Annotated in this window: 11 protein-coding genes; 6 read left to right on the plus strand and 5 right to left on the minus strand. The window is 65.7% G+C overall.

Translation table 11 applies throughout. The features are described 5' to 3' along the window. Positions 1 to 46 precede the first annotated feature (46 nt). Positions 47 to 3,322 carry an isoleucine--tRNA ligase gene (gene ileS, locus DEIPR_RS04825; protein ID WP_013614712.1) on the minus strand — a complete coding sequence of 1,092 codons (3,276 nt, stop codon included), beginning with the start codon at positions 3,320 to 3,322 and terminating at the stop codon, positions 47 to 49. 462 nt (positions 3,323 to 3,784) lie between these two features. Here ileS and fsa point away from each other — a divergent pair, with 462 nt between their 5' ends. From fsa to DEIPR_RS04840, 3 genes are read left to right on the plus strand one after another with little or no spacing between them, the layout of a single operon-like run. Beyond that, positions 3,785 to 4,450 (plus strand): fructose-6-phosphate aldolase, encoded by a 666-nt coding sequence (fsa, locus tag DEIPR_RS04830; RefSeq protein WP_013614713.1) that lies wholly within the window; start codon positions 3,785 to 3,787, stop codon positions 4,448 to 4,450. Further along, complete coding sequence (gene rho / locus DEIPR_RS04835; protein WP_013614714.1) at positions 4,447 to 5,715, plus strand: transcription termination factor Rho; 1,269 nt, start codon at positions 4,447 to 4,449, stop codon at positions 5,713 to 5,715. The genes fsa and rho overlap by 4 nt, the downstream gene beginning before the upstream one ends. After that, positions 5,708 to 6,472, plus strand: coding sequence for an alpha/beta fold hydrolase (locus DEIPR_RS04840; protein ID WP_013614715.1), 765 nt, complete (start codon positions 5,708 to 5,710; stop codon positions 6,470 to 6,472). Before rho ends, DEIPR_RS04840 begins: the two co-directional genes overlap by 8 nt. A 141-nt stretch (positions 6,473 to 6,613) precedes the next feature. Here DEIPR_RS04840 and DEIPR_RS04845 read toward each other — a convergent pair whose 3' ends face one another. Genes DEIPR_RS04845 through DEIPR_RS04855 form a run of 3 tightly spaced genes read right to left on the minus strand, consistent with a single transcriptional unit; the run spans position 6,614 to position 9,086 of the window. Further along, the gene (locus tag DEIPR_RS04845; protein WP_013614716.1) at positions 6,614 to 7,630 is read right to left on the minus strand and encodes a dipeptide epimerase; all 1,017 of its coding nucleotides are present in this window, start codon (positions 7,628 to 7,630) and stop codon (positions 6,614 to 6,616) included. After that, positions 7,630 to 8,382: a C40 family peptidase gene (locus tag DEIPR_RS04850; RefSeq protein WP_013614717.1), complete on the minus strand. Its 753-nt coding sequence runs from the start codon at positions 8,380 to 8,382 to the stop codon at positions 7,630 to 7,632. Before DEIPR_RS04850 ends, DEIPR_RS04845 begins: the two co-directional genes overlap by 1 nt. Then, a complete protein-coding gene (locus DEIPR_RS04855; RefSeq protein WP_013614718.1) occupies positions 8,382 to 9,086 on the minus strand; it encodes a metallophosphoesterase family protein in 705 nt (234 codons plus the stop codon). Before DEIPR_RS04855 ends, DEIPR_RS04850 begins: the two co-directional genes overlap by 1 nt. A 54-nt stretch (positions 9,087 to 9,140) precedes the next feature. On the opposite strand from DEIPR_RS04855, the gene lnt reads away from it, so the two are divergent. Both lnt and DEIPR_RS04865 read left to right on the plus strand, forming a co-directional pair. Further along, positions 9,141 to 10,535 carry an apolipoprotein N-acyltransferase gene (gene lnt, locus DEIPR_RS04860; protein WP_013614719.1) on the plus strand — a complete coding sequence of 465 codons (1,395 nt, stop codon included), beginning with the start codon at positions 9,141 to 9,143 and terminating at the stop codon, positions 10,533 to 10,535. A gap of 60 nt (positions 10,536 to 10,595) precedes the next feature. After that, positions 10,596 to 11,825 carry an MFS transporter gene (locus DEIPR_RS04865; RefSeq protein ID WP_013614720.1) on the plus strand — a complete coding sequence of 410 codons (1,230 nt, stop codon included), beginning with the start codon at positions 10,596 to 10,598 and terminating at the stop codon, positions 11,823 to 11,825. A 316-nt stretch (positions 11,826 to 12,141) separates the two neighbouring features. Here the strand turns inward: DEIPR_RS04865 and DEIPR_RS04870 are convergent, their stop codons facing one another. Beyond that, positions 12,142 to 13,134, minus strand: a complete 993-nt coding sequence (locus DEIPR_RS04870; protein WP_013614721.1) for a diacylglycerol/lipid kinase family protein — start codon at positions 13,132 to 13,134, stop codon at positions 12,142 to 12,144. 36 nt (positions 13,135 to 13,170) lie between these two features. On the opposite strand from DEIPR_RS04870, the gene DEIPR_RS04875 reads away from it, so the two are divergent. Then, positions 13,171 to 13,536, plus strand: coding sequence for an IPT/TIG domain-containing protein (locus DEIPR_RS04875; protein ID WP_013614722.1), 366 nt, complete (start codon positions 13,171 to 13,173; stop codon positions 13,534 to 13,536). Positions 13,537 to 13,567: the final 31 nt, after the last annotated feature.

Here is a 13,567-nt window from a genome sequence, read left to right on the forward strand (position 1 = left end):
GGCCCCGTAGGACCGCCCCTGAGTTCTGCCTTCTCTACAGCGCCTGTTACACGCGCCGCAACCAGGCCGTGCCGCCCGTCACCGCCGCGCCGAAGCCCTCGGCGGGGCCGTAGCCGACTTCCAGCGCCAGCACTTCGCCCGCGATGTAGTCCTGCCACGCTTTGGCGGCGGCTGCGGTTTCCGCGTCCAGCTCCAGGCTGAGGTGAATGCGGTCCGAAACTTCGAAGCCCGCCGCCTTGCGCCCTTCCTGAATACCGCGCACCAGGTCGCGGGCCACCCCTTCGGCCAGCAGCTCCGGGGTCAGCTCGGTGTCGAAGGCCACCAGGTAGCCGCTGTCCTCTGCTGCCGCGACGCCTTCGGGAGCCGAGGCGTCAATCAAGAGCTCCTCGGCGCTCAGCTCGAACTCGCCCAGGCGGGCCACTCCGCCGCCCTGCACGGTCTGGACCACTTCGGCCGCGTTCGCCTCGGCCAGTGCCGCCTTCAGCGCGGGAAGCTGTTTGCCGTACTTCTTGCCCACCACCGGCAGGTTGGGGCGCAGCGAGTAGGTCACCAGCTCGGTGCCTTCGCCCAGGTACTCCACCGCTTTTACGTTCAGCTCCTCGCGGACCTGGGCTTCGGCGGCGCGGACAGCAGCCTCCAGCTCGGCGTCGGGCAAGCGCACCTGCACTTTCGCCAGCGGCTGACGGGCACGCAGGTTGTACTGCCCCCGCACGGCGCGGCCTAGCTCTACCACTTTCATCACGGCGGCCATGTGGCGGGTGAGTGCAGCGTCCAGGCGCTCCTCGCGGACCTGCGGCCAAGTTTGGAGGTGAACGGATTCGACCTCACTCGCGCTGCTCGTACTCGCTCCGCTCGGGGTACTGGGGGCGGCCCCAGCACCCGCGAGATTTCTGAACAGCTCATCCGCCAGGAACGGCGTAAACGGAGCCGCCAGCAGGCTCACCGTCAGTAGCGCTTCGTGCAGGGTGGCGTAAGCGGCGGTGTCGACGTTTTCTTCGCCTTCCGTCCAGAACCGGCTCCGACTCCGGCGCACGTACCAGTTGCTCAGCTCATCCACAAACGTCGCCAGCGCCTGACCGCCGCCGCGGGCGTCGTAGTGTTCCAGCGCGTCCGTCACGTCGCGCACGGTTTCTTCCAGGCGGCTGAGCAGCCAGCGGTCCATTTCGGGGCGTTCGCTGACGGCGGGGGCGCTGCTCAGGTCGGGTTTATCCAGATTGGCGTACAGCACGAAGAAGGAGTACACGTTCCACAGCGTGCTGACAAAGCCGCGCTGCGCCTCGCCCACCAGCCGCTCGGAGAAGCGCTTCTGGTCGCCAGGGTCGGACGCGGTGAACATGTACCAGCGCACCGAGTCGGCCCCATATTGGTCGAACAGCGGCAGCGGTGCCACCACGTTGCCCTTGGACTTGGACATCTTGAAGCCCTTTTCGTCCACGATGTGTCCCAGCGAAATCACGTTGCGGTAGGCGGGCTGACCGTACAGCAGCGTCGAGATGGCGTGCAGGGTGTAGAACCAGCCACGGGTCTGGTCAATCGCCTCGCAGATGAAATCGGCGGGGTAATGCCGGGCAAATTCCTCGCCGCCGCGCACCGCGTTGCCCTCGTCATCCAGCAGCAGGCCCCACTGCGCGTAAGGCATTGCGCCCGAGTCGAACCATACGTCCAGCACTTCGGGAATGCGGCGGTACTCCTGGCCGCCCAAGGTAAAGGTGATGTCGTCAATGTAGGGGCGGTGCAAGTCCAGCTCGCTCAGGTCACGGCCCGTGAGCGCCGCCAGCTCGGCGCGGCTGCCCACCACTTTCAGGTCGCCTGCGTCCGACATCCAGAACGGGAGCGGCGTGCCCCAGTAGCGCTCGCGGCTGATGGCCCAGTCCACGTTGCCTTCCAGCCACTTGCCGAAGCGTCCGTGCTTGATGTTATGCGGTACCCAGTTGATGTTCTCGTTCTGCTCCAGCAGCTCGGCGCGGTGCTCGGCGGTCTTGATGTACCAGCTCTTCTTGGCAAAGTACAGGATGGGGTCGCCGGTGCGGTCGTGGAACGGATATCTGTGCTTGATGGTGCCCGCCCAGAACATCAGCCCGCGCTCCTTGAGGTCACGAATCAGGCCCTTGTCGGCGTCCTTGAAGAACTGTCCCTTTTCGTGCGTCACCTGCAAGATGCCGTGGTCGTCCACGCCAAAGACCAGCGGCACATCGTACTGACGGGCCACTTCCATGTCCTCCGCGCCGTACACGGGGGCCTGGTGCGCCACGCCCGAACCGTCCGCGGCATTCACGAAGTCGGCCATCACCACGAAGTGCATCTGCGGGCGGCCATCGGCGCGGCGCTCGTGCAGCTCACGAATGGCCCCGAGTTCCACCGCCACTTCAGGGAAAGGCGGCTCGTATTCCACGCCCGCCAGGTCGCTGCCCTTGAAGCGGGCCAGCACTTCCAGCGTGGGCTGGTCTTTATGCAGGGCGCTCAGGCGCTCCACAGCGTCCTCGGCCACAATCAGCGGGCCAGCGTGCGAGGCGGCCACCACGTAGGTCAGCTCGGGATTCACGGCGGCCAGCGTGTTGCTCGGCAGGGTCCAGGGGGTGGTGGTCCAGACCAGCAGGCTCAGGCCTTGGCGCTGTTCACCGCTCAGGGCACTCAGGGCGGCGTGCGCCCGTTCGGGCAGGGTGTCCCACAGAACCGGAAAGCGCACGTACACCGAGGGGTCATCCACCATGCGGTAGGAGTCCACCTCGCCCAGCTCCGCCTTGGACAGCGTGGTGGAGATACGCGGGCTGAGCGGCACCACCTTGTAGTCCTGCACAATCAGGCCCCGCGCGTGCATCCGCTTCAGCAGGTTCCAGACCGACTCCACGTACTCCTGGTCATAGGTCACGTAGGGGTCGTCCAGGTCCACCCAGTAGCCCATGCGCTCGGTCATGGTGTTCCACTCCTGAATGGTTTCCCAGACCGAAGTGCGGCACAGGCGATTGAACTCTTCCAGTTCTTCTCTGGACGCGCCGTGGTTGCGCCCTTGCAGGCCCAGTTTTTTCTCCACGCTGATTTCCACCGGCAGGCCGTGGGTGTCCCAGCCGCCTTTACGGGTCACATGGTAGCCCTGCATCACGCGGTAGCGCGGAAACAGGTCTTTGAACGCGCGGGCCAGAACGTGGTGCAGCGCGGGCAGGCCGTTGGCGGTCGGTGGACCTTCGTAAAAGACGAAGTCGCCTTTGGGGGCCTCGCGGCGCTGGGTTTGCTCGAAGACTTTCTCGTCTTTCCAGCGCTGAAGCATCTCGGCTTCAAGGGCCGCGTAGTTGGGCTGAGAGGGCACAGGCTTAAAGTGGGTCATGAAGGCTCCTTTGCTGCGTAGGTCGTGGGACTCGTTCAGCGTTGGGGCGCTCACTTCGGCGCGGTACCACCCAACTTCGCCCCCCCGATGCGGGGAAGCCTTCATTGCCAGGCCCTCTGCCGGGGGGCGTCCGGGTGGGTCTAGTCGGCTACAAGCCTTTCTTCCACCAGCGCGGGAGGGGATGTTCGTTCGGGGCGTGGCCGCCAGGCTCTCACCGTCCCTGGCTCGCTCGCGGCCCGCTGTTCCGGCCTACTGGCCTCACGTTCGCCTTGATTTGCCCCACTCTAGCAAAGAGAAGGACAAAGAGAAGGCAGCGGGAAGAGCGGCAAAGAAGGGAAGACAGGGGGAGCTGTGGCCGGTGGCGTTTGCCTCTCTTCAGGCCAGCCCAGAGCAGGGTAAACTGACGGTAGACCTATCCCCCCGACAACCTGTCATTCCACACGGGCCCTGCAAGGAGAAGCTATGAAATTTTTTATCGATACCGCCATCATGGACGAAATCCGCGAGATTCATGCCTGGGGCGTCCTGGACGGCGTGACCACCAACCCCAGCCTGATTGTGAAGTCGGGCCGCGATTTCCGCGAAGTGGTCAGCGAAATTGCCGAGCTGGTCGGCGGAGCCATCAGCGCCGAGGTGACCGGCCTGACCGCCGGGGAGATGCTGCAAGAAGGCCGCGAGATAGCCCGGTGGTCCGAGCACATCGTCATCAAGCTGCCGCTGACGCCTGCGGGCCTGCAGGCCTGCCGCGCCCTGACGGATGAGGGCATCAAGACCAACGTGACCCTGTGCTTCAGCGTGCCGCAGGCGCTGCTGGCGGCCCGTGCAGGCGCCACCTATGTCAGCCCCTTTGCAGGCCGGGTAGACGACATCGGCTGGGACGGCATGGAGCTGATTCGCCAAATCAAGGAAGCCTATGTCATGGGCGATATCGAAACGCAGGTGCTGGCGGCGTCCATCCGCCACCCGCAGCATGTGGTGCAATCGGCCTTGGCCGGGGCCGACGTGGCGACCATTCCCTACAAGGTCTTTCAGCAGATGGTGGCGCACCCGCTCACCGACGCCGGCATCGAGGGCTTTATGAAAGACTGGGCCACTCTGGGAACCAAGCAGGAGAAGCAAGCCGAATGACCCTCAACTTTCAGGAACTGCGCGAGAAAATTCTGCCGGAGCTGCACCTGCTGGCTGCCCAAGCGGGCATTCAGGAATACCGCAAGCTGAAAAAGGACGACCTGATTCTGCGGCTGCTCGAAGCCCAGGCCGAGGGAGGCGGGCAGCAGCTGGCCGAGGGCTACCTGACCGTGTCGGAGGATGGCTACGGCTTTTTGCAGTCGGACCTGCTGGATGTAAGCAGCCGGGTGGCGCTGGTCACGTCGGGCCTGATTCGTGATTTCGCACTCAGAACCGGCGACCAGGTGATCGGTCTCTCGCGCCCCCCGCGCGACACCGAGCGTTATCCCACGCTGCTCAACGTGCAGGCGGTGAACGGCGTAGACCCCGAAACGGCCAAGGCGCGGCCCCGCTTCGACGACCTCACGCCCACCTTCCCCGACCGGCAACTGGTGCTGGAAGACCCGGGCATGGACGACGGCATCAGTCTGCGGGTGGTGGACCTGCTGGTGCCTATCGGGCGCGGGCAGCGGGCGCTGATCGTGGCCCCCCCCAAGGCCGGTAAAACCACCCTGATGAAGAAAATCGCCAACTCCATCGTGAAGAACTACCCGGACATTCACGTGATGGTGCTGCTGGTGGATGAGCGCCCCGAGGAAGTGACCGACTTCCGCGAGAGTGTGGCGGGGGCCGAAGTCATTGCCTCCACCTTCGACGAGCCGCCGCAGCGCCACGTGCGGGTGGCCGAATTCGTCCACGAGCGTGCCCGCCGCATCGTAGAAGAAGGCGGCCATGTGGTGATTCTGCTCGACTCCATCACCCGCCTGGCTCGCGCCAACAACCTGGTGACTCCGCCGACCGGGCGTACGCTCTCGGGTGGCCTGGATTCCAACGCGCTGCACTGGCCCAAGAAGTTCCTCGGTGCGGCCCGCAATACCCGTGAGGGCGGCAGCCTGACCATCCTGGCGACAGCTCTGGTCGAAACCGGCAGTCGCATGGACGACGTGATTTTCGAGGAATTCAAAGGCACCGGTAACGCCGAACTGGTCCTCAGCCGCCGTCTGGAAGAGCGCCGCATTTTCCCTGCGCTGGACATCCTCAAGTCGGGCACCCGCCGCGAGGAGCTGCTGCTGGAAAGGGGCGTGCTGGACAAAATCTGGCTGCTGCGCAAGGTCATCAGTGATATGGACCCCGCCGACGCGATGGAAATGCTGACCGCCCGCATGGGCAAGTCCAGCAACAACGCCGAATTCCTGCAGCAACTGACCGGCCCGGGCCGTGGCTAAACCCGCGCCACAGGTCTTCAGTCATGGGGGGGGAGTGCTGCACTGGCGCGAGTACGGCAGCGGCCCCCCACTGGTGCTGGTGCATGGGCTGAGCGGCTCACGGCGCTGGTGGCGGCGTAATCTGCCCGCCTTTTCGGCCCATTTCCGCGTGTATGTGGTGGAGCTGACCGGCTACGGTTCGGCCTGGCGGCACCGCGCCCTGGGCGTGGAAGGTTCTGCCGACCTGATTGGCGCGTGGCTGGAAGCCCAGGACCTGCAGGACGTGACCCTGCTGGGCCACTCGATGGGCGGACAGATTTCCACCATCGTGGCTTCCCGCCAGCCCGAGCGGTTGCGGGCGCTGGTGCTGGCCTGCGCCTCGGGCCTGTTGGAGACGGACCTGTTCCGCGCCGCCCTCCAGCTTCCCCGCGCCGCGCTGACCGGGCGCTTCAGCTTTATTCCCACCGTGCTGTTCGACTCGTTGCGGGCCGGACCGCTCAACGTGGTGCGCTCCACGCTGGACCTGCTGGGCCACCCGACAGGGGAGATGTTGCCTGCCATCGCCTTGCCCACCCTGGTGGTGTGGGGCGAACGCGACGCTCTGGTGCCTGCAGCGCTTGGCCGCACCCTGGCTGAAGCCCTGCCGCACGGCCAATATGTGGAAATCCCCCGCGCTGGGCACGTGGTGATGGTGGATGAACCCGACCGCTTCAACCGCGAGGTTTTGGCCTTCCTGAACAGCCTGGAGCGTACCCCGGACAATTCGGCGACCCCCTGAGGCCAGTTTTTGCCATCTGAATTAGTTTGCGAATTATAAAAAATAAAAATAGAATCCCAGATAAAACCAAAGAGAAGAAACAGAGTAAGTGAAAATTTTCACTAATTATGCTCAAAAAAAGAGCGTCCCAGACGCCCCCTCTTACTCCGCCCATGCCACCCCCCACCCCGGCCCAGGCGGCAGCTGCAGCCGGCCCGCTTTCCATTCCAGGCCAGAGACCGGTTCGGCCGCCAGCAGCAGGGGAGAGTCCAAGTCCACCCAATCACACAGCGGAGCCAGCATCGCCGCCGCCGCAATCCCCAGCGACGACTCGATCATGCAGCCCACCATCACCTCCAGACCATGCAGCCGCGCCAACTCCAAGGCGCGCAGCCCCTGGACTGGCCCACCCAGCTTGGCCAATTTGAGGTTCACGCCGTCAAACGCTTCAGCCAGGGCAGGCACGCTTGCCACCGAGTGCAAGCTTTCATCGGCAATGATCGGCAGCCGCGCCGAGCGCCGCAGGGCTGCGTGCCCGGCCAGGTCACCGGCAGGCAGAGGCTGTTCCAGCAGCTCCACGCGGTAGTCTGCCAGCACATCCAGCATGCGCCGCGCCCGGCTCAGCGACCAGGCCGCGTTGGCATCCACCCGCAGGGTGACCTCCGGGGCCACGTCACGCAGCGCTGCCAGGATGGCCTCATCCTGCGGGGTGCCCAGCTTGACCTTCAGAATGCCGTGCCCCCGCGCCACCGCTGCCTGAGCCTGGGCGGCCATTTCGGAGAGGGAAGCCAGGCCGATGGTCAAGCTGCTTTCTGGTACCTCGCCGCCTGGCAGGCCCAGAAGGTCACGCACGGGACGGCCCACCAGAAGGGCACAGACTTCTACGGCCGCCATTTCCAGCGCACACTTGGCACTCGGATGGTGGCCCAGCGCCGCGTCCAGCCGGCCTGCCAGCGTACGGAACTCCCAGGGGTCGCCGGCTGCACCCATCAGGCGCTCCAACGCCGCCGGCACCGTGGCACCTGTCTCGCCATAAAACGCGTTTGGGGCAGCCTCACCCCGGCCGGTCACGCCGTCCAGAGACCAGTCCACCCGCACCCGCTCGTAGGCGGAGTGCGTCCAGCGAGCAATCCCGAACGGCTGGGCAGTATGCAGCTCAAAAGGGGTCCACGTCAGCATCATTTCCTCCATTCCGGGCGTCCGAACCCCAGCAGGTCCCGCGCCAGCAGGCGACCGTACTCGCCCTCGCCCAGCGTGTCTACGGCCACAGCCATGTGGTAGGACGTGGCATTCAGCATCCGCCGACCGTCCAGCATCAGACCCACATGACCAGGGAAAAAGGCCAGGTCGCCCGCCTGGGGCCGGTCCACCGGGGTGAGGGCAGAGCGCTGCGGCCCCGAGTCGCGCGGCAGGGCGATTCCATAGGCCGCGTGCAGCGTCTGCATCAGCCCCGAGCAGTCCACCCCCCATGCCGAACGTCCGCCCCAGCGGTAAGGAGTGCCCAGGAAAGCCAGCCCCAGCTCCGGGAGTGCTGGCGGCAGCGGGCGAAAAACCGAGCAGTTGACCCAGCCTTCCGGCCAGAGCAACCGTTCCCAGAGGCGGCCTTCCTCACCCTCGGTCACCTCGCCCGAGCGGCACACCCGGCCGCCCAGGCTCAGGCGGCCCAGTACCGGGGACTGCACGGCCGGAGCCGCATAGATATGCCCACGCAGCGCCGTCACCGTAGCCCACTGCGCAGCGCCGTCACCGGCTGGTGTCTCTGCGGCCACGGTCCGCACCCAGCCCTCATATCCGTCCGCCGCCAGCCGCACGTGTTGCCACCCACTGGCCTCCTCCAGCACGGTCAGTTCCTCGCCCAGAAGCACTTCCGTCATCGCCTCGGCCCCTTCGGCAGGGCCAGCGTGCAGGAAGGTCTGCTGCCGCGCCCGCATCAGCCGTGGCCCGTCTTGAGCACCTGGGCAATCTGGGGCGGCAGTTCCCACGCCAGCACGTCGAACGCCGCCGAGGCCACGTCGTAGGGCACCTTGTGCAGGGTCACCTGCGAGGAAGCGCCCGGCAGGCAGTCCACCACCGCGACGTCGGCTCCGGGCTCGTGGTTCAGCGACAGCCCCACCGAGCCCGGGTCCAGAAAGGTCACCTCGCCCACCCGGCGCAGGTAAGGGATATGGGTGCCCGCCGACACGATAAGCTGCGCCGGGAACTGGGCAGCCAGCACCTGCAGTTTCTCCTCGGAGTCGGCCAGGTCCAGCTTCTGCTCGGGGTCGTGGGGGGTGCCGTGAAAAAAGCGGATGCGGCCGTCAGGGGTCTTGAGGCGCCCACCCACCGGGAGCGAGCGCAGATAGTCCAGCTGCGCCGGCAACAGGATGTCGCGGGTCCAGCCGATCACCTGCTCGGCGACTCCGTGGCGCCTGGCCCGGTCTCCGAGTGGAAGAGCCACCCGCAGGTCGCTGGAGCCCAGGCAGACCAGATAACCGCGCTGCTGCACGAAGTCGATGACCGGCCCGGGATTGGCGCCATATCCGACCAGGTCACCGACCACCACCACCTGATCCACCACCTGGGTCTCCAGAAACTGCGCGGTCGCCGTCAGAGCCTGGATATTGGCATGGATATCACTGATAAAAGCCAGTCGCACGTTAAAGCAATCTTAGCAGCCCTGCTGCGGGCGGGCGGCCGGTATCATGGGCTGGTGCAGCTTCCGTCCCGTTTTCATGCCCTGGCCGCCGGACTTCTTACCGGTCTGGCCACCCTCACCCCAGCTGCGCCGCTGGCGGCCCTGCCCCTGGCCGCCTGGCTGACCCTGGCGGCCCGTGAGGACACGGCCCGCCGGATGGGCTGGGGCGCGTTCGGGTATGTCGGCGCCCACCTGTGGTGGGTGATGGCCTTGGCCGCGCAGGTGTTCGGCTTTGCGCCAGCGGGCCTCCTGGCACTGATACTGTACGCAGTGGAGGGCCTGTTCTTTGCGGCGCTGGGCTGGGTTGCTGTGCGGCTGTTTCCCACGCAGCGCGGCCGGCTCTGGGCGCTCGCCGGAGGCTGGGTGCTTTTGGAATACCTGCGCACCCTGGGCACGCTGGCTTTTCCCTGGCCCACGCTGGGCATGGTGTGGCTGAATACCCCTGTCATCCAGACCGCTGACCTGGGCGGAGTGCTGCTGGCCTCTTGGTTCGCCGTGACACTCGCCGCAGCCCTGGCCGACTGGTACGCCGGGAACCGCCGCCCGCTGACCTTCAGCTTGGCGCTGCTGGCCCTGGCCGCTGGCTACGGCGTGACCCGCACGCCGGCAGACGGTCCCACCGCCCGCGCCTACCTGACCCGCACCGACGTAGATTCTTTCAGCCGCCTGGAGGGTGGCCAGCTGCTGCCCAGCCTGCTGCAGGCCAGCGCCGGGCGCCCCCCGGGCGAACCGGTCATCTGGTCGGAAACGGCCTTGCTGCGCGACCTGAACGAGCAGGCGCTATTTCCTGGTCCCGGCATCAGTGGCGCGGGCCTGTATTCCGGGGGTCTGAACACGGTCATCGCTCTGGACGGCAGCGGCCAGGTGGTGGGGGAGAACCACAAAGGCCGCCCGGTCCCTTTCGGGGAGACCTTTCCTTTGCAGCAGCTGCTGCGTCCGCTCTACACGGTCCTGGGCACCCTGACCGGCTTCGACCTGAGCACCAGCGTTCCGCCGGCGAAGGAGATGGTGCCACTTGTTCTGAACGGCATTCGCTATGGAGCCTATGTCTGCTACGACTCGGTCTTCAGCTGGCCGGCGCGGCAGCTCACCCGCCGGGGGGCCGAGGTGCTGGTGAACGTGAGCAACGATTCGTGGTACGCCGCCGCCGGGGTGCAGCAGCACTTTGACCTGGGCCGGGTCCGCGCCATCGAGAACCGCCGCTGGGTGCTGCGCGCCGTACAGCGTGGCTGGGCCGGCAGTGTGGACGACCTGGGCCGACCCCGGCAGCTGCTGCGTGAAGGCCAGGGCGGGGTCTCGGCCGAATACCGCCGCCTGAGCGGGCAGACGGTGTACAGCCGCCTGGGCGACCTCCCGGTCCTGGCCCTCTCAGCGGCCCTCCTCCTGAGGGCGCGGCGTGCCAAAACCTGAAAGGCGCTCAACTTCAAAAAAGCACTTTTCTGATAAGTAGAGGGGTGACATTCTAATAAAATGACCCCCACTTCATCACCTTCGCCCCGACTCTGGACCCGCAGTTTCACCGTCTACTGGCTGGCCGGGTTGCAGTCGGTCTTCGGAAACGCGCTGACGTCGGTGGTGGTGGCTGTGCTGGTGTACGGCCTGACCGGTCAGGCCAGCGCGATGGGGCTCACGCTGGCACTGGGAATGCTGCCCGCGCTGCTCAGCCCATTCGCCGGCGTGGTGGTGGACCGGGTGCCAGTCAGGCCGCTGCTGATTGCCGGCGACGTGCTGCGCGGCCTGCTGGTGCTGGGTCTGGCCCTGGGTCTGATGAACGGGCAGGTCAGTATCTTCTGGCTCAACAGTGCCGTGTTGCTCAGCGGCCTGATTACGGCATTCACCTCGCCGGCCAGTTCCACGCTGCTGCCCCAGCTGGTGCCGGCCGAACACCTGGCACGTGCCAACGGCCTGATGGGAATGGGCATTCAGAGCGCGCAGCTGGCCGGCCTGTTTCTGGGGGCTGGTCTGGTCACGCTGCTGGGGCAGGCCAGCACCCTGTTGCTGGACGCTGCCACCTTTTTGATCAGTGCCGGGGCACTGCTGCTGGTCAGGCTGCCCAGCCGGGTCAAAGCCCCGGTCAAGGAAGGCTTCTGGACAGCGTTCCGCGCCGGGTTCCAGGTGCTGGCCCGCCACCCCGGCTTCGCCATGATTCCGGTGCTGGCCTTTGTGCTCAATATTGCTTTTGCCCCCATGCAGATGCTGCTGCCCGAGCACCTGGCCGGCTTCGGCCTACCGGAACGCTTTTACGGGGTGGCCCTGGGCACCGTCATGGGCGGGATGCTGGCAGGCAGCCTGAGCGTGACCGCGCTGGGCCAGCGCTTCCGGCCCCAGCTGGCGCTCCCGCTGGGCCTGCTGAGCGGCAGTCTCAGCCTGGCGGTGATGGCTCAGAGCCCCTATGTGGAGCTGTTCTACGCCGCGCTTGCCACCCTCGGGCTGGGCGTGGCCCTGACCAACACCGCCATCTCTTACCTGGGGCAGACCCTGATTCCCGAGGAGTTCCGGGGCCGGGTATTCGGGCTGATTTCCGCTGGCTCCCAGGCCGGCATGCCCCTGGCGATGATCCTGCTGGGCCCGGCAGCCGACGCCTATGGCAGCCGCCCACTGTGGTCTACTGGAGCGGCCGTGATGTTGCTCAGCACCTGCGCCTGGCTCTATCTCGGCACCCAAGCTGGCCGGGGCGCCCGCCCGACTTCCATAACTTGAAAGTTGCAGTTTTCTCCCAAGTTGGCAGCGGCAATACTGAACCCACCTGAGAAACGCTGTGGCCCAGCGGCCGCGGCACCCTCTGGGGGGAGGGTTTCTCAGGACCTTACAGGTGGCTTCACTTGACAGGCTTTTTCATACAACATCGCTGCCGCCCTTCGGGGCGGTATCTCTTTTTGCCCCCTCTCTTCTCTAAGCGGACTTAGGGAAGAAGAGATCTACCTGCTGAGGCATTTCGCCCCATCCCGTACCCCTCAGCCGTCCGCCGAGGGGCCTTCTCGTCCATTCTGTGGCCCCGTTCTCAGAGGGCGGCCACTCAGGTGTTCAGGTCGCCCTCTGTCTGGGTGGTAAAGAACTGAACCGCCTGCGGAAGCACCCGCGCTTTGAAGGGAGTCGTTTCCACGTGAATCTCACCGTCGAACTGCAGCGGGAACGGGTCCTCGGCCACCACTTCGATTTCACGGGCGGTAAAAGTTTCCAGATTATCGCTGAAAGCCGGGTCGCCCAGCTTGAATTTGGCCTTGAGCGAGTCGAGCAGGTTGGCGCCCAGGCGCAGAATGTTGCCTTCCTTGAGCAGAATCACCGTGAACTGCCCGTCGTTGGGGCTGATATCGGCCGTAATCGGAATGCGGTAGTTCGCCATGCCCAGGTTGGCCACCATCACCCCGATACCGGTAAAGGTCCGCTCCTGTCCATCGGCACGAATGTGGAACGTGGTGGTGGGCGGGTTAATCTGGCGCATGGCGGCCATGACATAGGCCATGGTCCCAAAGTTCTTCTTGAGCGGCTCGCTTTCCTTGATCATGGACGCGTCCGCGCCGGCACCGGCCAGCATGGCGAAGCCTTTGCGCTCGCCGCCGTCTCCAGTTTCCAGCTCGCCCAGGTCCAAGGCCAGGGTGTGCCCGGAGAGCATCAGCTGCAGCAACGCCTCCGGTTCGCTCGGGATGGCCAGGTTCAGGGCGATCAGGTTGGCGGTGCCCGCCGGGAAGGCCAGCAGGGGAATACGTGCCTGCCGCTGGGCCATCGCGTAGGCCAGGGCACTGACGGTGCCGTCTCCCCCAGCACCGATCACGGCGGCATAGTCTTCCAGGTCGTGGACGAATTCGGCCATCGGGCGCTCACCTTCCAGGGCGCGCTCGGTCAGGGGAATGCCCTGGGCCCGCAGCAGATCGAGCAACTCCGGGAGCGAACTGTCTCCCTGACCACTTTTGGGATTGAAGATGACCAGTACGCCCTTTTGCAGCAGGGCCTCGGTGAACTGGGCGCCGGGAGACTGAACACTGGGGGGGGTGGTTTGATCTGATATCATCAATCTCATTACACTGCAAATGCGGAGGAAATCACCATGAAACGTGTCCTGTTTTCTTTAGTTTTTGCCGGCGGCCTGGCCGCCTGCGCCCCCACCCAGCAGACGGCCGTCCAGCAGGCTTCGGTCACCCCACTGCTTATCAAAACCTCGGCCTCGGCGGCGCGGGGCGGCACCCTTATCATTCAGGGCCGTTACCTGGGCGGCGCCAGTAACGGCACCGTGCGCCTGACCGACAGCGGAGGCCAGGGCGGATACGTCTTCCCGGCATCGGCGGTGCAGTCGTGGACCGCCAGCCAGATTGTCCTCACCATTCCCCAGAACGCCCCGGTGGGCGGGCACTGGCTGTTCGTTGAAGTGGACGGCCAGCGCAGCACGGGCCTGCAGTACTCGGTTCAGCAGTAAAGCGCTGAAGCCAGGGGTGCCTCCAGTCGGG

It is taken from the genome of Deinococcus proteolyticus MRP (assembly GCF_000190555.1).
Taxonomy (GTDB): domain Bacteria; phylum Deinococcota; class Deinococci; order Deinococcales; family Deinococcaceae; genus Deinococcus; species Deinococcus proteolyticus.